Genomic DNA, 17,219 nt, shown 5'->3' on the forward strand with positions numbered 1-17,219 from the left:
ACTTAAGGTTGGCTTAATTTTGCTTTGCGAGCATATGCGCACTTTGTTCGATGGAAACACCGTGATGTTGAAGCGCCTACTAAAAAGACCCTCTTTGAATTTACTCGCCTGGCTATTGTTGGCCGCTTTTTATATCTCTATCTGCCTGAATATTGCCTTTTTTAAACAGGTGTTGCAGGCGCTGCCGCTGGATTCGCTGCATAACGTACTGGTTTTCTTGTCGATGCCGGTCGTCGCTTTCAGCGTGATTAATATTGTCCTGACACTAAGCTCTTTCTTATGGCTTAATCGACCACTGGCCTGCCTGTTTATTCTGGTTGGCGCGGCTGCACAATATTTCATAATGACTTACGGCATCGTCATCGACCGCTCGATGATTGCCAATATTATTGATACCACTCCGGCAGAAAGTTATGCGCTGATGACACCGCAAATGTTATTAACGCTGGGATTCAGCGGCGTGCTTGCTGCGCTGATTGCCTGCTGGATAAAAATCAAACCTGCCACCTCGCGTCTGCGCAGTGTTCTTTTCCGTGGAGCCAATATTCTGGTTTCTGTACTACTGATTTTGCTGGTCGCCGCACTGTTTTATAAAGACTACGCCTCGTTGTTCCGCAATAACAAAGAGCTGGTGAAATCCTTAAGCCCCTCTAACAGCATTGTTGCCAGCTGGTCATGGTACTCCCATCAGCGACTAGCAAATCTACCGCTGGTGCGAATTGGTGAAGACGCCCACCGCAACCCGTTAATGCAGAACGAAAAACGTAAAAATTTGACCATCCTGATTGTCGGCGAAACCTCGCGGGCGGAGAACTTCTCCCTCAACGGCTACCCGCGTGAAACTAACCCGCGGCTGGCGAAAGATAACGTGGTCTATTTCCCTAATACCGCATCTTGCGGCACGGCAACGGCAGTTTCAGTACCGTGCATGTTCTCGGATATGCCGCGTGAGCATTACAAAGAAGAGCTGGCACAGCACCAGGAAGGCGTGCTGGATATCATTCAGCGAGCGGGCATCAACGTGCTGTGGAATGACAACGATGGCGGCTGTAAAGGTGCCTGCGACCGCGTGCCTCACCAGAACGTCACCGCGCTGAATCTGCCTGGTCAGTGCATCAACGGCGAATGCTATGACGAAGTGCTGTTCCACGGGCTGGAAGAGTACATCAATAACCTGCAGGGTGATGGCGTGATTGTCTTACACACCATCGGCAGCCACGGTCCGACCTATTACAACCGCTATCCGCCGCAGTTCAGGAAATTTACCCCAACCTGCGACACCAATGAGATCCAGACCTGTAGCAAAGAGCAACTGGTGAACACTTACGACAACACGCTGGTTTACGTCGACTATATTGTTGATAAAGCGATTAATCTGCTGAAAGAACATCAGGATAAATTTACCACCAGCCTGGTTTATCTTTCTGACCACGGTGAATCGTTAGGTGAAAATGGCATCTATCTGCACGGTCTGCCTTATGCCATCGCCCCGGATAGCCAAAAACAGGTGCCAATGCTGCTGTGGCTGTCGGAGGATTATCAAAAACGGTATCAGGTTGACCAGAACTGCCTGCAAAAACAGGCGCAAACGCAACACTATTCACAAGACAATTTATTCTCCACGCTATTGGGATTAACTGGCGTTGAGACGAAGTATTACCAGGCTGCGGATGATATTCTGCAAACTTGCAGGAGAGTGAGTGAATGAAAATTCTGATTGTTGAAGACGATACGCTGTTATTGCAGGGATTGATTCTGGCGGCGCAAACCGAAGGCTACGCGTGCGATGGCGTGACAACCGCGCGGATGGCGGAACAAAGCCTTGAGGCCGGTCATTACAGCCTGGTGGTACTGGATTTAGGGTTACCCGACGAAGATGGACTGCATTTTCTCGCCCGTATCCGGCAGAAAAAATACACCCTGCCAGTACTGATCCTCACCGCTCGCGATACGCTGACCGACAAAATCGCCGGGCTGGATGTCGGTGCCGATGACTATCTGGTGAAGCCTTTTGCGCTGGAAGAGTTACACGCCCGTATCCGCGCCCTGCTACGACGCCATAATAATCAGGGCGAAAGTGAGCTGATTGTTGGCAATCTGACGCTGAATATGGGTCGCCGTCAGGTATGGATGGGCGGTGAAGAGTTGATTCTGACGCCCAAAGAATATGCTCTGCTGTCACGGTTAATGCTCAAAGCAGGCAGTCCGGTACATCGGGAAATTCTCTACAACGACATCTATAACTGGGACAATGAACCCTCGACCAACACCCTGGAAGTGCATATCCACAATCTGCGCGACAAAGTGGGCAAAGCCCGTATCCGCACCGTGCGCGGCTTTGGCTATATGCTGGTCGCGAATGAGGAAAACTAATTGAATCTGATGCATTTTCTGCGCCGACCAATATCGCTGCGCCAACGGCTGATATTGACCATCGGGGCCATTTTGTTGGTGTTTGAGCTGATCAGCGTCTTCTGGCTATGGCATGAAAGTACCGAGCAGATTCAGCTGTTTGAGCAGGCGCTACGCGACAATCGCAACAACGATCGCCACATCATGCGTGAGATCCGCGAGGCGGTCGCCAGCCTGATTGTCCCCGGCGTCTTTATGGTCAGCCTGACGCTATTTATCTGCTATCAGGCGGTGCGCCGCATCACCCGCCCGCTGGCGGAGCTGCAAAAAGAGCTGGAAGCGCGCACCGCCGACAACTTAACGCCCATTGCCATTCACAGCGCCACCCTCGAAATCGAAGCGGTGGTTTCGGCGTTGAACGATCTGGTCAGTCGCCTGACCAGCACGCTGGATAACGAAAGGTTGTTTACCGCTGACGTCGCGCACGAACTGCGAACGCCACTGGCTGGGGTGCGTTTGCATCTGGAACTGCTGGCGAAAACGCATCACATTGATGTAGCACCGTTAGTGGCACGGCTTGATCAGATGATGGAGAGCGTCTCCCAGCTGCTGCAACTGGCGCGTGCCGGACAGTCATTTTCTTCCGGTAATTATCAACATGTAAAACTGCTGGAAGATGTCATTCTCCCCTCGTATGACGAACTCAGTACCATGCTCGACCAGCGACAGCAAACCCTGCTATTGCCAGAGAGCGCCGCCGACATCACCGTTCAGGGTGATGCAACCCTGCTGCGGATGTTATTGCGAAACCTGGTAGAAAACGCCCATCGTTACAGCCCGCAAGGCAGCAACATTATGATTAAGCTGCAAGAAGATGGCGGAGCGGTCATGGCAGTTGAAGATGAAGGACCAGGTATTGATGAGAGTAAATGCGGGGAGTTGAGTAAAGCGTTTGTACGTATGGACAGCCGTTATGGCGGGATTGGTCTGGGGTTAAGTATTGTCAGCCGCATTACACAGTTGCATCACGGGCAGTTTTTCCTGCAAAACCGGCAAGAGACTTCCGGCACGCGGGCCTGGGTACGGCTGAAGAAAGATCAGAACGTGGCAAACCAGATATAAAGAAAGCTGCTGACCACCAGCACGCTGAACACGGTAGTTAAACTTTCATAAACACGGTTTTTCATTGCACTCTCCTCCGTTAACCTGGAGGAGAGTATGCGCGTCAGAGATTAAGTGAACCTTAAGAGTTCAATTGGCCTGATAAGACAGCGTCACATCAGGCCATCCGTTTCAGCTTATTCATCAATTCGCGGATGTTGCTGCACCAGGCGGGTACGTTTCGCCTGCAAATCGGCAATCTCGTGGTCAATATTATCGATTTTCTGCTCGATATTATCGTAATGCTCGACGAGAATTTCCTTCGCTTCCTGTATATCTGACGCCGCCGGTGTCGCACCTTTCAACGGACGATTTGCCGTCTCTTTCATGGTTACGCCGGTGATTAAACCAATCACCGCCACTACCATCAGGTAATAGGCAGGCATCATCAGATTCTGCGAGCTTTCGACCAGCCAGGCCGCCAGTGTTGGCGTCAGACCGGCAACCAGCACCGAAATATTAAATGCCGCCGCCAGCGCGCTGTAACGGATATGCGTCGGGAACATCGCTGGCAAGGTAGAAGCCATAACGCCCGTAAAGCAGTTAAGGATCACCGCCAGCATCAGTAACCCGGCAAAAATCAGGCCGATGACGTTACTGTTAATCAGAATAAACGCCGGGATCGCCAACACAAACAGGGCAACACTACCAAGTAGCACAAACGGACGACGGCCAAAACGGTCACTCAGCAAGCCCATCACCGGCTGGACAAACAGCATACCGATCATAATGGCGATAATAATCAGCACCCCGTGGTCTTCGGAGTAATGCAGGTTATGCGACAAATAACTCGGCATATAGGTCAGCAACATGTAGTAAGTCACGTTGGTGGCAATTACCAGACCAATACATGTCAACAGGCTGCGCCAGTGTTTGGTGGCAATCTCTTTAAACGAGACTTTCGGGCCATCCTGCAAACCTTCGCGGTCGCCCTGTTCCAGTTTATCGACATGCTGCTGGAACGCCGGAGTTTCTTCCAGCGCATGGCGCAGGTAAAGCCCGATAATCCCTAACGGCAGAGCAATAAAGAACGGAATACGCCAGCCCCAGTCGAGGAAGTTCGCTTCGCCGACAATGGTCGAAATTAACACCACTACGCCAGCACCCAGCACAAACCCGGCAATAGAACCGAAGTCCAGCCAGCTGCCCATAAAGCCACGTTTACGGTCAGGTGAGTATTCCGCAACAAATATCGACGCCCCGGTATATTCACCGCCGACCGAGAAACCTTGTGCCATCTTACAGATCAACAGCAGAATCGGTGCCCAAATACCAATCGTGTCGTAGGACGGTATTAAGCCAATACAGAACGTACTGATCGACATAATCACAATAGTGATAGCGAGGATCTTCTGGCGACCATATTTATCGCCCAACATACCAAAGAAGAGCCCGCCAAGCGGTCGAATCAGAAAGGGAACGGAGAACGTGGCAAGTGCAGCAACCATCTGCACGCTGGGGTCAGCCCCCGGGAAAAAAACTTTACCTAATGCGTAAGCAACAAAACCATAAACACCAAAATCAAACCATTCCATTGCATTACCCAGTGATGCTGCGGTAATGGCTTTACGCAGTTTACCGTCATCAATAATGGTGACATCACGAAGGGTAATCGGTTTTACTTTTTTCCTTTTCAGCATAGCTTTCCTCGCAGAGTTGGCCCATTTCCGCAAACGCCAGAAAAATCAGCGCGACGGCCGCAAAAGGGGAGCGGGAATTGCAGGATGCAATCTCTGTAACAAGCGTAGCGGGTTTGCTTACACCCTCCGGTTAAGGAATGTACAATCAAACCAGTTGACGCCTGAATTGGGCAGTTAATGACCTTTTTACCCTACCAGTGTTTAAATTTGTGATCAACTTCACACATGGATTTCGTTTAGGACTCATTGATGTAACTGATTATTTACGCCAAATTTACAGAGAAGATTTCCTCGACCATTGCCCCCGCCAGACGCTGCGCTGAACAGAGTCGTGGCATCCCCAGCGCGACAGTTTGCCAGCGTTGGGTCACTGACCAGCAAACGGGTTGTTTATCTGCCGTGGTCCACTTTCCCAGCCAACTTAAAAAATCAGCATGATCCCCGCCCGTCGGAACGGTCGAAGAGGCAAACCACTGATGGTAATAGTGACGCGTGGTCGGGGCCGCATTGATACTCTCTGCCAGATGTTGTGTCGCTTTCACGCGCAAATCACCCAGCAACAACGCCACCGCTTGCGGGCTTCCCAGACGACAGGCATCGCCAAATACCCCCCAACGCAACTCTTCGAGAACGATAAAACAGCGCCCAGGCAACGACCAGGCGTTATACGCCCCAGCACGCCAGCGGGTAAAAATTTGCTCGCTCTGTTCACCCGCCTGCACCAGTAGGCCTCGTTGCGTTAATGCCTTTTCCTTCCAGCGACAACGGGCTGAAAACCACTCATACAAGGCGGCAATTTGCTGGGGGAGCTCCGGGAAAGCAGAGTGCTGGCGGTGATCCATTTTTTGCAGCAGCGCCAGATGCTGCGCGATCTGCGTCAGCGCCAGATGACCGGGATCCAGCATCGACGCCAGTTTTTCCACCATTGTCAGTCGCAGGCTAAGCGGCGCATTTAACATGCCGCCGTTCGTCCATGTCTGAAGCTGCACACGCGAAAGAAGTTCCTGCATCAGTCGTTCACGAAACTGCTGCTGATGGGCTTGTGGAAGGCGGGCATCATCGCCCTGCGCCAGATCCACTAAAAAGCGGGGATAAACCGACTCCAGCACGCGACCGGGGCCGTCCAGTAACGTCTTGGTCAATATCGTTCTGCCGTGAAAAGTGTTTGAATATCATCGCGTAACAGCTGGGCGTCGGTGTAAATCCAGCCGTGAGTCATCACAGTCTGCTGCAATTGCTGCTGCATCAGCCTGACCACCGATTCATTTTGTTGACGCAGAGCCAGGCTTTCGCGTAAACGCGTCTGTAATTCCGTCAAACATGAAGCGAACTCAGCGAAAAAAGTATTCATGCCTGCCGTAACAGATTCATCGACCTGCTCTGCCAGAACTTTAGCCATTTGTTGGCAATAAAGATCGACTTCTGCGCTTAATGCTCGTTGCAACACACTGTAATCAACCGTTTCTGTCGGGGATTTCTCATTTCCCCGTCCCCAGTCGGGCTGATTCAACCAGCGCGAAAAAGTCTCACGCACAACGCCTAAACGCGTGCTCTGCTCGTCCGTTGCATCCTGGCGCGAAATGACTGCACTGAACAGCTGGCGAGTGTTGAAGTGGGGAACTACGCCGTGAAAAACAGGAAAATGAAACCCAGGACGAAACCCTGACTCGCTCAATTCCATTTTGACTTGTTGCTCAATGGGGCGAATAACATCGGTTAACACCCGGCAAAGGGTGGATTCCAGCTCGGCAAAACGCAGCGTAAAGTCGCGACTGATGGTGTTCTGCGCCGTCTGTAACAGTGTCTCACAGCGGGTACGCATCTCGCTTAACGGCTCCGAATCATCCTGAAACAAGGCGGCTAACTGCGCATTCAGCGCATCTTGTTGTTGACGCAGAAAGTGGTTGGCGGAGGTCAGGGCCAGCTCGATTTCATGTTTAATCTCGCCGCTCACCTGCGCCTGATTGAGTTGCAATAGCTGCAAACTTTCTTCGACCTGATGGATATTTTGCCGCAATTGTTCACAAGCGACGTTTAACCCGTGCGCACGAAAATCCAGGTATTCCCGCGCCTGCTGCGCGTAATTCAACAGTTTATGCGCAGCAGATCGCAAAGCATACAACGAGGCGTTAGCGTAAGCGGCATGAAGCAACGCCTGAATTGGCTGGGCGAACAGCGAATCTTCCCACAACTGATCGGCAGCATGACGAATATGTTCGAGGTCCGCCAGATCGGCATGACGCCAGCGCCTGCCGAGCGCGGCATGGGCAAAATCTTCCACCCAGCGTTGTTGCTCTGGCGCTGGTAACTTACCGTTGTTGGCTAACTCATGGCGCGCCCGATTCGCCAGGTAGCCCCACATCGACGACACCGGAAATATCTGCTGTGGCGTAATACAGCCTTTCATCAGCGTCCCGGAAATCAGTGCCCGCACCTGGTCGGCGTCGTCACTGTTACGATCCTGTTGATCGAACTTATTGACCAGCACATACAGCGGCACCGATTGCCCCACCGCCAAAATCGCCTCACGGACCTCTTCATCGGAGATCGATTTCAGTTGCGTATAATCCAGCACCGCCAGTACCGCCGAGGCGCGTGCCAGCTGCTGGTTAAGCATTTTTTGCAGATGCGGTTGCCCGGCTTCATTTGGCCCGGGGGTATCCAGTAACGTCAACTGACCGGGATAACTCTCCAGCCCCGCCAGATGGACAAACTCCACTTCAATCACGGGAATATGCTCAATGGCGGCGTAAGCAGAAAAAGGAAAATCGACGTCCAGCGCCTTCGCCAGTCGCACTAAATCATTCAAACTTTTCAGACAATGAAAAATAGGCTGGGCACCCAGATAATATTTTTCGAAAGCGACGCCATTTTCGATCCGCTGCATAAGCGCACGCATATCTTTATCTATTTCCAGCACATCGGTCAGATGCTTAATATCGCAATCACGCAGGCGCTGTTGTAATTGTTGAATTAAACAATCGATTGGCGCGACATGTGAAAAATGCAGTACCGGTTCCTTTTGCCCGGGCGTATGGCGAATAAGCGTCGGCAGCGCAGTCATTGGGCGATTACGATTAGGCAGAACCTCCGTACCAACAATGGCATTAATGGTGGTTGATTTCCCTGCTTTCATGGTACCGACAATTGCCAGCACCATTTCCAGTCGGGAAATTTTACGCAACTCATTATTCAGCATCGCGTGACGTTCGGCGATATTAGGCTGACTCCAGGGTAAAGCCAGTTGTGGCGCGTCGTCTCCGGGTACAGAGAGAGGCATTTTTTCCAGTAACTGCAACTGTTGGCGAGAAAGCTGTAACAGGCGTTCAGCCTCCTGACTTAACTCATACAGGGTCTGTGTGTACATAGAAAATTCTTCCTTAAAGCAAATTTTGTTACTTTTATTTAGCCAGATTGTTTTTGAGTTCTGTTTTCGGCTTTTATAATTACTGCAAGAAATAATTTTATATTTAGTGTGTTGTTTTTTATCAGAATAAATAACGTCTTCTGATACGTTTAAAACGTCAGAAAGATAAAAATATCATGTGAATAAAAAAAAGAACAAGTAGAGCATTAACATTATCTTAAATAATAAATAGAGGCAAAAAGATTATTTTCTTTTTGCGTTTCCTTTCAAATGAAAACGATCGTCGTCTAAAATCAGCAGTACCCCCGACAAACTCAGGGATTTTGTGTATAATTGCGGCCTTTTTCGGCAATCTGCCGTTTTTTGGCGCTTTTGCCCTGCTGACTTTTGAGGAAATCCACATGTCATTACCACACTGCCCAAAATGCAACTCCGAATACACTTACGAAGATAACGGCATGTACATCTGCCCGGAATGTGCCTACGAATGGAACGACGCAGAACCTGCACAGGAAAGCGACGAGCTGATCGTTAAAGATGCTAACGGCAATCTGCTGGCTGACGGCGACAGCGTTACCATCATTAAAGATCTGAAGGTGAAAGGTAGCTCTTCGATGCTGAAAATTGGCACCAAAGTGAAAAACATCCGCCTGGTTGAAGGCGACCATAACATCGATTGCAAAATCGACGGTTTTGGTCCGATGAAACTGAAATCTGAGTTTGTGAAAAAGAACTGATTGTATTGTGATCGGTAAGCCGGATAAGGCGCTCGCGCCGCATCCGGCAACGATGCCGACTGCCTGATGCGACGCTGACCGCGTCTTATCAGGCTTCTCTCTCATCTGTATAAATTTCGAACTACACTTAACTGGCTTCTCTTAACTGAGGTCACCATCATGCCGTTAAGTCCCTACCTCTCTTTTGCCGGTAACTGTGCCGACGCAATTGCTTATTATCAACGTACGTTGGGCGCTGAACTGCTCTATAAAATCAGCTTCGGCGAAATGCCAAAATCAGCGCAGGACAGCGCCGAGAACTGCCCTTCCGGAATGCAATTTCCCGATACCGCCATCGCCCACGCCAACGTGCGCATTGCCGGAAGCGACATCATGATGAGCGATGCTATACCGTCAGGAAAAGCCAGCTACTCCGGCTTTACGCTGGTGCTCGATTCGCAACAGGTCGAAGAAGGAAAACGCTGGTTTGACAATCTTGCCGCTAACGGAAAAATCGAAATGGCCTGGCAGGAAACTTTCTGGGCGCATGGCTTTGGCAAAGTCACCGATAAATTTGGCGTACCGTGGATGATTAATGTCGTCAAACAACAACCAACGCAATAACCCGCCGGGAGGCCCGCCCTCCCGCACTGTCATCGAATTCCCGTTAACTCTTCATCTGTTAGTCACTTTTAATTAACCAAATCGTCACAATAATCCGCCACGATGGAGCCACTTTTTTAGGGAGGCTGCATCATGCAAACGATTATCCGTGTCGAGAAGCTCGCCAAAACCTTCAATCAGCATCAGGCGCTGCATGCGGTTGATCTGAACATTCATCACGGTGAAATGGTGGCTCTGCTTGGGCCGTCGGGTTCCGGCAAATCCACCCTTTTACGTCACTTAAGCGGTTTGATTACCGGCGATAAATCCGCCGGCAGCCATATCGAGCTGCTGGGCCGCACAGTCCAGCGCGAAGGCCGTCTGGCGCGCGATATCCGCAAAAGCCGCGCCAACACCGGCTACATCTTCCAACAATTCAACCTGGTGAACCGCCTGAGCGTACTGGAGAACGTGCTGATTGGCGCGCTCGGCAGCACGCCGTTCTGGCGCACCTGTTTTAGCTGGTTCACCGGCGAGCAGAAACAGCGCGCGTTACAGGCGCTGACCCGCGTTGGCATGGTGCATTTTGCCCATCAGCGCGTTTCCACCCTCTCCGGCGGACAGCAGCAGCGTGTGGCGATTGCCCGCGCGCTGATGCAGCAGGCGAAGGTGATTCTGGCCGATGAACCCATCGCCTCGCTGGACCCGGAATCCGCCCGCATCGTGATGGACACCCTGCGCGACATCAATCAGAACGACGGCATCACCGTGGTCGTCACGCTGCATCAGGTGGATTACGCCCTGCGCTACTGCGAACGCATCGTCGCCCTGCGCCAGGGGCACGTTTTCTACGACGGCAGCAGCCAACAGTTTGATAACGAACGTTTTGACCATCTCTACCGCAGCATTAATCGCATCGAAGAGAACGCGAAAGCTGCCTGACATCCCCATCATTGAGGAAAACGAATGAACGCTAAGATAATTGCCTCGCTGGCCTTCACCAGCATGTTCAGCCTCAGCACCCTGTTAAGCCCGGCACACGCCGAAGAGCAGGAAAAGGCGCTGAATTTCGGCATTATTTCAACGGAATCACAGCAAAACCTGAAACCGCAATGGACGCCATTCTTACAGGATATGGAGAAGAAGCTGGGCGTGAAGGTGAACGCCTTCTTTGCCCCAGACTACGCAGGCATTATCCAGGGAATGCGCTTCAATAAAGTGGATATCGCCTGGTACGGCAACCTGTCGGCAATGGAAGCGGTGGATCGCGCCAACGGCCAGGTCTTCGCCCAGACGGTCGCGGCGGATGGATCGCCAGGTTACTGGAGCGTGTTGATCGTCAACAAAGATAGTCCGATCAACAACCTGAACGATCTGCTGGCGAAGCGGAAAGATCTCACCTTCGGCAATGGCGATCCTAACTCCACCTCTGGCTTCCTCGTCCCCGGTTACTACGTCTTTGCCAAAAACAATATCTCCGCCAGCGACTTTAAGCGCACCGTCAACGCTGGGCATGAAACCAACGCGCTGGCCGTCGCCAACAAGCAGGTGGATGTTGCCACCAACAACACCGAAAACCTCGACAAGCTGAAAACCTCCGCGCCAGAGAAGCTGAAAGAACTGAAGGTGATCTGGAAGTCGCCGCTGATCCCAGGCGATCCGATCGTCTGGCGTAAAAACCTTTCCGAAACCACCAAAGACAAGATCTACGACTTCTTTATGAACTACGGCAAAACGCCGGAAGAAAAAGCGGTGCTGGAACGCCTGGGCTGGGCGCCGTTCCGCGCTTCCAGCGACCTGCAACTGGTGCCGATTCGCCAGCTCGCGCTGTTTAAAGAGATGCAGGGCGTGAAAAGCAATAAAGGACTGAATGAGCAGGACAAGCTGGCAAAAACCACCGAGATTCAGGCGCAGCTGGATGACCTGGACCGCCTGAACAACGCGTTAAGCGCGATGAGTTCGGTGAGTAAAGCGGTGCAGTAAATCGTAGGTCGGATAAGACGCCCCGGCGTCGCATCCGACAATGTGCAGGCGTTGATGCCGGATGCGGTGCAAGCACCTTATCCGGCCTACAGACCGGAGCCAAACATGCAAACCATCACCATCGCCCCACCCAAGCGCAGCTGGTTCTCGCTTCTGAGCTGGGCCGTTGTTCTCGCCGTGTTGGTCGTCTCGTGGCAGGGCGCGGAAATGGCCCCGCTCACGCTGATTAAAGACGGCGGCAACATGGCGACGTTCGCCGCCGACTTCTTCCCGCCCGATTTCAGCCAGTGGCAGGATTACCTCACCGAAATGGCCGTCACGCTGCAAATCGCCGTCTGGGGCACGGCGCTGGCGGTGGTTCTCTCCATCCCCTTCGGCCTGATGAGCGCCGAAAACCTGGTGCCGTGGTGGGTTTACCAGCCCGTTCGCCGCCTGATGGACGCCTGCCGCGCCATTAACGAAATGGTCTTCGCCATGCTGTTCGTGGTCGCCGTCGGCCTCGGCCCGTTCGCTGGCGTGCTGGCGCTGTTTATCCACACCACCGGCGTGCTCTCCAAACTGCTTTCCGAAGCGGTGGAAGCGATTGAACCCGGCCCGGTGGAAGGCATTCGCGCCACCGGCGCCAACAAGCTCGAAGAGATCCTCTACGGCGTGCTGCCGCAGGTGATGCCGCTGCTGATCTCCTACTCCCTCTATCGCTTCGAATCCAACGTCCGCTCGGCGACCGTCGTCGGCATGGTCGGTGCAGGCGGGATCGGCGTCACCCTGTGGGAAGCGATTCGCGGTTTCCAGTTCCAACAAACCTGCGCCCTGATGGTGCTTATCATCGTCACGGTCAGCCTGCTGGATTTCCTCTCTCAACGGTTGCGTAAGCACTTTATCTGATAAGCGAGGCATTGATATCTATGCACTTGTCTACACATCCGACCAGCTACCCAACACGCTATCAGGAGATAGCCGCAAAACTTGAGCAGGAGCTTCGTCAACACTACCGCTGCGGCGACTATCTTCCCGCCGAGCAGCAACTGGCGGCGCGCTTTGAGGTGAACCGCCACACCCTGCGCCGCGCCATCGACCAACTGGTGGAAAAAGGCTGGGTACAGCGCCGTCAGGGCGTCGGCGTGCTGGTGCTGATGCGCCCGTTCGATTACCCGCTCAACGCCCAGGCGCGTTTTAGCCAGAACCTGCTGGACCAGGGTAGCCATCCCACCAGCGAAAAACTGCTGTCGGTATTGCGCCCCGCGTCCGGTCACGTCGCTGACGCGCTGGGGATTACCGAGGGCGAGAACGTTATCCATTTGCGCACCCTGCGTCGCGTCAACGGCGTCGCGCTCTGTTTAATCGACCACTACTTTGCGGACCTCACCCTTTGGCCGACGCTGCAACGCTTCGACAGCGGTTCGCTGCACGATTTTCTGCGCGAGCAAACCGGAATTGCGCTGCGCCGCAGCCAGACGCGGATCAGCGCCCGTCGCGCCCAGGCCAAAGAGTGCCAGCGTCTTGAAATTCCGAATATGTCGCCGCTGCTGTGCGTGCGCACCCTTAACCACCGTGACGGTGAAAGCAGCCCGGCGGAGTACTCCGTCAGCCTGACGCGCGCCGACATGATTGAATTCACTATGGAGCACTGAATGCACGCAGATACCGCGACCCGCCAGCACTGGATGTCCGTACTGGCGCACAGCCAACCGGCTGAACTGGCAGCCCGCCTGAAAGCACTGAACATCACCGCCGACTATGAGGTTATCCGCGCCGCCGAAACCGGCCTGGTGCAGATTCAGGCGCGGATGGGCGGCACCGGCGAACGCTTTTTTGCCGGCGACGCCACGCTCACCCGCGCCGCCGTACGCCTGACTGACGGCACGCTCGGCTACAGCTGGGTGCTGGGGCGCGACAAACAGCACGCCGAACGCTGCGCGCTGATTGACGCGCTGATGCAGCAATCTCGCTATTTTCAAAACTTATCAGAAACCCTTATTGCCCCGCTGGACGCTGACCGTATGGCACGCATTGCCGCACGCCAGGCCGAAGTGAACGCCAGCCGGGTCGACTTCTTTACGATGGTTCGCGGAGACAACGCATGACCCTGGAAACCGCTTTTATGCTTCCCGTGCAGGATGCCCAGCACAGTTTTCGTCGCCTGTTAAAGGCCATGAGCGAGCCGGGCGTGATTGTCGCCCTGCATCAGCTCAAGCGCGGCTGGCAGCCGCTGAATATCGCCACCACCAGCGTGCTGCTGACGCTGGCCGATAACGACACGCCGGTGTGGCTTGCCGCGCCATTGAGTAACGATATCGTCAGCCAGAGCCTGCGTTTTCATACCAACGCGCCGCTGGTCAGCCAGCCGGAACAGGCGACCTTCGCGGTGACGGATGAGGCGATTTCCAGCGAACAGCTTAACGCCCTTCCCACCGGCACCGCCGTTGCGCCGGAAGCGGGTGCAACGCTGATTTTACAGGTCGCCAGCCTGAGCGGCGGGCGCATGTTACGTCTCACCGGCGCGGGCATTGCCGAAGAACGAATGATCGCTCCGCAGCTGCCGGAGTGCATTCTGCACGAACTCACCGAGCGCCCGCACCCGTTCCCGCTCGGCATCGACCTGATCCTGACCTGCGGCGAGCGCCTGCTGGCTATTCCGCGAACCACTCATGTGGAGGTGTGCTGATGTACGTTGCCGTGAAAGGGGGCGAGAAGGCGATCGACGCCGCTCACGCCCTGCAAGAGAGCCGACGCCGGGGCGATACCGATTTGCCTGAACTGAGCGTCGCCCAGATTGAACAGCAGCTTAATCTTGCGGTGGATCGCGTGATGACCGAAGGCGGCATTGCCGACCGCGAACTGGCGGCGCTGGCGCTGAAACAGGCCAGCGGCGATAACGTCGAAGCAATTTTCCTGCTGCGCGCCTACCGCACCACGCTGGCGAAGCTCGCGGTAAGCGAGCCGCTCGACACCACAGAGATGCGTCTCGAACGGCGTATTTCGGCGGTTTATAAAGACATTCCCGGCGGCCAGCTGCTTGGCCCAACCTACGACTACACCCATCGCCTGCTCGATTTCACCCTGCTGGCAAACGGTGAAGCGCCGACGCTGACCACCGCCGACAGCGAACAACAGCCGTCGCCGCACGTTTTCAGCCTGCTGGCGCGTCAGGGGCTGGCGAAGTTTGAAGAGGATAGCGGCGCACAGCCGGATGATATCACCCGCACGCCGCCGGTTTACCCCTGCTCACGTTCTTCCCGTTTGCAGCAGTTGATGCGCGGCGACGAAGGCTATTTGCTGGCGCTGGCCTACTCCACCCAACGCGGTTACGGGCGCAATCACCCGTTCGCGGGCGAGATCCGCAGTGGTTACATCGACGTGTCGATTGTGCCGGAAGAGCTGGGATTTGCGGTGAACGTCGGCGAACTGCTGATGACCGAATGTGAAATGGTCAACGGTTTTATCGACCCGCCGGATGAGCCGCCGCACTTCACGCGCGGCTACGGGCTGGTATTCGGCATGAGCGAGCGCAAAGCGATGGCAATGGCGCTGGTTGACCGTGCGTTGCAAGCCCCGGAATACGGCGAGCACGCGACAGGCCCGGCGCAGGATGAAGAGTTCGTGCTGGCGCATGCCGACAACGTCGAAGCCGCAGGCTTTGTCTCGCACCTCAAACTCCCGCACTACGTCGATTTCCAGGCCGAACTGGAGCTACTCAAACGTCTGCAACAGGAGCAGAACCATGGCTAATCTGAGCGGCTACAACTTTGCCTACCTCGACGAGCAGACCAAACGCATGATCCGCCGCGCCATCTTAAAAGCGGTGGCTATCCCCGGTTATCAGGTGCCGTTTGGCGGGCGCGAGATGCCGATGCCCTACGGCTGGGGAACCGGCGGCATTCAGCTCACCGCCAGCGTGATTGGCGAAAGCGACGTGTTGAAGGTGATTGACCAGGGTGCGGATGACACCACCAACGCCGTGTCGATTCGCAACTTCTTTAAGCGCGTGACCGGGGTAAACACCACTGAACGTACGGACGATGCGACGCTTATCCAGACGCGTCACCGCATCCCCGAAACGCCGCTGACCGAAGATCAGATCATTATCTTCCAGGTGCCAATCCCGGAACCGCTGCGCTTTATCGAGCCGCGCGAAACGGAGACCCGCACTATGCACGCGCTGGAGGAGTACGGCGTGATGCAGGTGAAACTGTATGAAGATATCGCCCGCTTCGGTCATATCGCCACCACCTATGCTTATCCGGTGAAGGTGAACGGGCGCTACGTGATGGACCCGTCGCCGATCCCGAAATTCGATAACCCGAAAATGGACATGATGCCCGCCCTGCAGCTGTTCGGAGCAGGGCGCGAGAAGCGCATCTATGCGGTGCCGCCGTTTACCCGCGTGGAAAGTCTCGATTTCGACGATCACCCGTTCACCGTTCAGCAGTGGGATGAGCCATGCGCCATCTGCGGATCGACCCACAGCTATCTTGATGAAGTGGTGCTGGATGACGCCGGAAACCGCATGTTTGTCTGCTCCGATACCGATTATTGCCGCCAACAGAGCGAGGCGAAAAGCCAATGAATAAACCGTTACTTTCGGTCAATAACCTGACCCACCTTTACGCGCCGGGCAAAGGCTTTAGCGATGTCTCTTTTGATTTATGGCCGGGAGAAGTGCTGGGCATTGTCGGAGAATCCGGCTCCGGGAAGACCACGCTGCTGAAGTCGATCTCCGCGCGTCTGACGCCGCAGCAGGGGGAGATTCACTACGAGAACCGTTCGCTGTATGCAATGAGCGAGGCCGACCGCCGTCGCCTGCTGCGCACCGAATGGGGCGTAGTGCATCAGCATCCACTCGACGGCCTGCGCCGTCAGGTCTCGGCAGGCGGCAATATCGGCGAGCGGTTGATGGCGACCGGGGCGCGTCATTACGGCGACATTCGCGCCACCGCGCAGAAGTGGCTGGAAGAGGTGGAGATTCCCGCCAACCGGATCGACGACCTGCCGACCACCTTTTCCGGCGGTATGCAGCAGCGTTTGCAGATTGCCCGCAACCTGGTGACGCATCCGAAGCTGGTGTTTATGGATGAACCGACCGGCGGGCTGGATGTGTCGGTGCAGGCCCGCCTGCTCGACCTGCTGCGCGGCCTGGTGGTGGAGCTGAACCTCGCGGTGGTGATTGTCACCCATGATTTAGGCGTCGCCCGCCTGCTGGCGGACCGTTTGCTGGTGATGAAGCAGGGGCAAGTGGTGGAGAGTGGGTTAACCGACCGCGTGCTCGACGACCCGCATCATCCGTATACACAGCTGCTGGTGTCATCGGTTTTGCAGAATTGAGCCGGTGCCGGATGCGGCGTAAACGCCTTATCCGGCCTACAAATGCGCTCCCCGTAGGTCGGATAAGACGCGTCA

At 54.6% G+C, this 17,219-nt stretch carries 18 protein-coding genes; 14 read left to right on the plus strand and 4 right to left on the minus strand.

Translation table 11 applies throughout. The features are described from left to right. Positions 1 to 64: 64 nt before the first annotated feature. The 3 genes from eptA to pmrB are packed head-to-tail and all read left to right on the plus strand — an operon-like array spanning position 65 to position 3,474. Positions 65 to 1,708 (plus strand): phosphoethanolamine transferase EptA, encoded by a 1,644-nt coding sequence (gene eptA / locus HGD79_RS13470; protein WP_001298860.1) that lies wholly within the window; start codon positions 65 to 67, stop codon positions 1,706 to 1,708. Next, positions 1,705 to 2,373, plus strand: a complete 669-nt coding sequence (gene basR, locus HGD79_RS13475) for a two-component system response regulator BasR (RefSeq protein WP_000697915.1) — start codon at positions 1,705 to 1,707, stop codon at positions 2,371 to 2,373. The genes eptA and basR overlap by 4 nt, the downstream gene beginning before the upstream one ends. Next, positions 2,374 to 3,474 (plus strand): two-component system sensor histidine kinase PmrB, encoded by a 1,101-nt coding sequence (gene pmrB, locus HGD79_RS13480; protein WP_001051093.1) that lies wholly within the window; start codon positions 2,374 to 2,376, stop codon positions 3,472 to 3,474. Here pmrB and pmrR read toward each other — a convergent pair. From pmrR to crfC, 4 genes are all read right to left on the minus strand, one after another. After that, positions 3,450 to 3,539, minus strand: a complete 90-nt coding sequence (pmrR, locus tag HGD79_RS13485; protein WP_000797656.1) for an LpxT activity modulator PmrR — start codon at positions 3,537 to 3,539, stop codon at positions 3,450 to 3,452. The two genes, pmrB and pmrR, sit on opposite strands and share 25 nt — an antisense overlap. Positions 3,540 to 3,650: 111 nt before the next feature. Beyond that, a complete protein-coding gene (proP, locus tag HGD79_RS13490; protein ID WP_001296882.1) occupies positions 3,651 to 5,153 on the minus strand; it encodes a glycine betaine/L-proline transporter ProP in 1,503 nt (500 codons plus the stop codon). Between the two features lie 263 nt (positions 5,154 to 5,416). Further along, complete coding sequence (locus HGD79_RS13495; RefSeq protein WP_000169199.1) at positions 5,417 to 6,295, minus strand: YjcZ-like family protein; 879 nt, start codon at positions 6,293 to 6,295, stop codon at positions 5,417 to 5,419. Beyond that, a complete protein-coding gene (crfC, locus tag HGD79_RS13500; protein ID WP_000288588.1) occupies positions 6,292 to 8,520 on the minus strand; it encodes a clamp-binding protein CrfC in 2,229 nt (742 codons plus the stop codon). Before crfC ends, HGD79_RS13495 begins: the two co-directional genes overlap by 4 nt. Before the next feature lie 401 nt (positions 8,521 to 8,921). Here crfC and HGD79_RS13505 point away from each other — a divergent pair, with 401 nt between their 5' ends. The 11 genes from HGD79_RS13505 to phnK all read left to right on the plus strand — a co-directional run bounded on the left by HGD79_RS13505 (position 8,922) and on the right by phnK (position 17,144). Then, on the plus strand, positions 8,922 to 9,257 hold the full coding sequence (locus HGD79_RS13505) for a zinc ribbon domain-containing protein YjdM (protein ID WP_001300891.1): 336 nt from the start codon (positions 8,922 to 8,924) through the stop codon (positions 9,255 to 9,257). 159 nt (positions 9,258 to 9,416) lie between these two features. After that, positions 9,417 to 9,860, plus strand: a complete 444-nt coding sequence (yjdN, locus tag HGD79_RS13510; protein WP_001131318.1) for a VOC family metalloprotein YjdN — start codon at positions 9,417 to 9,419, stop codon at positions 9,858 to 9,860. A 132-nt stretch (positions 9,861 to 9,992) separates the two neighbouring features. Further along, positions 9,993 to 10,781, plus strand: coding sequence for a phosphonate ABC transporter ATP-binding protein (phnC, locus tag HGD79_RS13515; protein ID WP_001193391.1), 789 nt, complete (start codon positions 9,993 to 9,995; stop codon positions 10,779 to 10,781). Between the two features lie 24 nt (positions 10,782 to 10,805). Continuing rightward, entirely contained in the window at positions 10,806 to 11,822 is a 1,017-nt protein-coding gene (gene phnD / locus HGD79_RS13520) for a phosphonate ABC transporter substrate-binding protein (protein WP_000992002.1), read from the plus strand. A 105-nt stretch (positions 11,823 to 11,927) separates the two neighbouring features. After that, entirely contained in the window at positions 11,928 to 12,707 is a 780-nt protein-coding gene (gene phnE, locus HGD79_RS13525) for a phosphonate ABC transporter, permease protein PhnE (protein WP_001193500.1), read from the plus strand. Between the two features lie 20 nt (positions 12,708 to 12,727). Beyond that, positions 12,728 to 13,453: a phosphonate metabolism transcriptional regulator PhnF gene (gene phnF, locus HGD79_RS13530; RefSeq protein WP_001295387.1), complete on the plus strand. Its 726-nt coding sequence runs from the start codon at positions 12,728 to 12,730 to the stop codon at positions 13,451 to 13,453. Beyond that, positions 13,454 to 13,906, plus strand: a complete 453-nt coding sequence (gene phnG, locus HGD79_RS13535) for a phosphonate C-P lyase system protein PhnG (protein WP_000542768.1) — start codon at positions 13,454 to 13,456, stop codon at positions 13,904 to 13,906. Beyond that, positions 13,903 to 14,487, plus strand: a complete 585-nt coding sequence (phnH, locus tag HGD79_RS13540) for a phosphonate C-P lyase system protein PhnH (protein WP_168848420.1) — start codon at positions 13,903 to 13,905, stop codon at positions 14,485 to 14,487. Before phnG ends, phnH begins: the two co-directional genes overlap by 4 nt. Beyond that, the gene (gene phnI, locus HGD79_RS13545; protein WP_001298870.1) at positions 14,487 to 15,551 is read left to right on the plus strand and encodes an alpha-D-ribose 1-methylphosphonate 5-triphosphate synthase subunit PhnI; all 1,065 of its coding nucleotides are present in this window, start codon (positions 14,487 to 14,489) and stop codon (positions 15,549 to 15,551) included. Before phnH ends, phnI begins: the two co-directional genes overlap by 1 nt. After that, positions 15,544 to 16,389 (plus strand): alpha-D-ribose 1-methylphosphonate 5-phosphate C-P-lyase PhnJ, encoded by an 846-nt coding sequence (gene phnJ, locus HGD79_RS13550; protein WP_000002284.1) that lies wholly within the window; start codon positions 15,544 to 15,546, stop codon positions 16,387 to 16,389. The genes phnI and phnJ overlap by 8 nt, the downstream gene beginning before the upstream one ends. After that, a complete protein-coding gene (phnK, locus tag HGD79_RS13555) occupies positions 16,386 to 17,144 on the plus strand; it encodes a phosphonate C-P lyase system protein PhnK (RefSeq protein ID WP_001039799.1) in 759 nt (252 codons plus the stop codon). Before phnJ ends, phnK begins: the two co-directional genes overlap by 4 nt. Positions 17,145 to 17,219 lie beyond the last annotated feature (75 nt).

Source organism: Escherichia sp. SCLE84 (genome assembly GCF_012584495.1).
Classification (GTDB): Bacteria; Pseudomonadota; Gammaproteobacteria; order Enterobacterales; family Enterobacteriaceae; genus ECMA0423.

What these genes read in the sequence shown, in the direction of transcription:
- eptA (WP_001298860.1), top strand. Translation starts at nt 65, where the DNA reads ATGTTGAAGCGCCTACTAAAAAGACCCTCTTTGAATTTACTCGCCTGG.
- basR (WP_000697915.1), top strand. Translation starts at nt 1,705, where the DNA reads ATGAAAATTCTGATTGTTGAAGACGATACGCTGTTATTGCAGGGATTG.
- pmrR (WP_000797656.1), bottom strand. Translation starts at nt 3,539, where the DNA reads ATGAAAAACCGTGTTTATGAAAGTTTAACTACCGTGTTCAGCGTGCTG.
- proP (WP_001296882.1), bottom strand. Translation starts at nt 5,153, where the DNA reads ATGCTGAAAAGGAAAAAAGTAAAACCGATTACCCTTCGTGATGTCACC.
- crfC (WP_000288588.1), bottom strand. Translation starts at nt 8,520, where the DNA reads ATGTACACACAGACCCTGTATGAGTTAAGTCAGGAGGCTGAACGCCTG.
- HGD79_RS13505 (WP_001300891.1), top strand. Translation starts at nt 8,922, where the DNA reads ATGTCATTACCACACTGCCCAAAATGCAACTCCGAATACACTTACGAA.
- yjdN (WP_001131318.1), top strand. Translation starts at nt 9,417, where the DNA reads ATGCCGTTAAGTCCCTACCTCTCTTTTGCCGGTAACTGTGCCGACGCA.
- phnC (WP_001193391.1), top strand. Translation starts at nt 9,993, where the DNA reads ATGCAAACGATTATCCGTGTCGAGAAGCTCGCCAAAACCTTCAATCAG.
- phnD (WP_000992002.1), top strand. Translation starts at nt 10,806, where the DNA reads ATGAACGCTAAGATAATTGCCTCGCTGGCCTTCACCAGCATGTTCAGC.
- phnE (WP_001193500.1), top strand. Translation starts at nt 11,928, where the DNA reads ATGCAAACCATCACCATCGCCCCACCCAAGCGCAGCTGGTTCTCGCTT.
- phnF (WP_001295387.1), top strand. Translation starts at nt 12,728, where the DNA reads ATGCACTTGTCTACACATCCGACCAGCTACCCAACACGCTATCAGGAG.
- phnG (WP_000542768.1), top strand. Translation starts at nt 13,454, where the DNA reads ATGCACGCAGATACCGCGACCCGCCAGCACTGGATGTCCGTACTGGCG.
- phnH (WP_168848420.1), top strand. Translation starts at nt 13,903, where the DNA reads ATGACCCTGGAAACCGCTTTTATGCTTCCCGTGCAGGATGCCCAGCAC.
- phnI (WP_001298870.1), top strand. Translation starts at nt 14,487, where the DNA reads ATGTACGTTGCCGTGAAAGGGGGCGAGAAGGCGATCGACGCCGCTCAC.
- phnJ (WP_000002284.1), top strand. Translation starts at nt 15,544, where the DNA reads ATGGCTAATCTGAGCGGCTACAACTTTGCCTACCTCGACGAGCAGACC.
- phnK (WP_001039799.1), top strand. Translation starts at nt 16,386, where the DNA reads ATGAATAAACCGTTACTTTCGGTCAATAACCTGACCCACCTTTACGCG.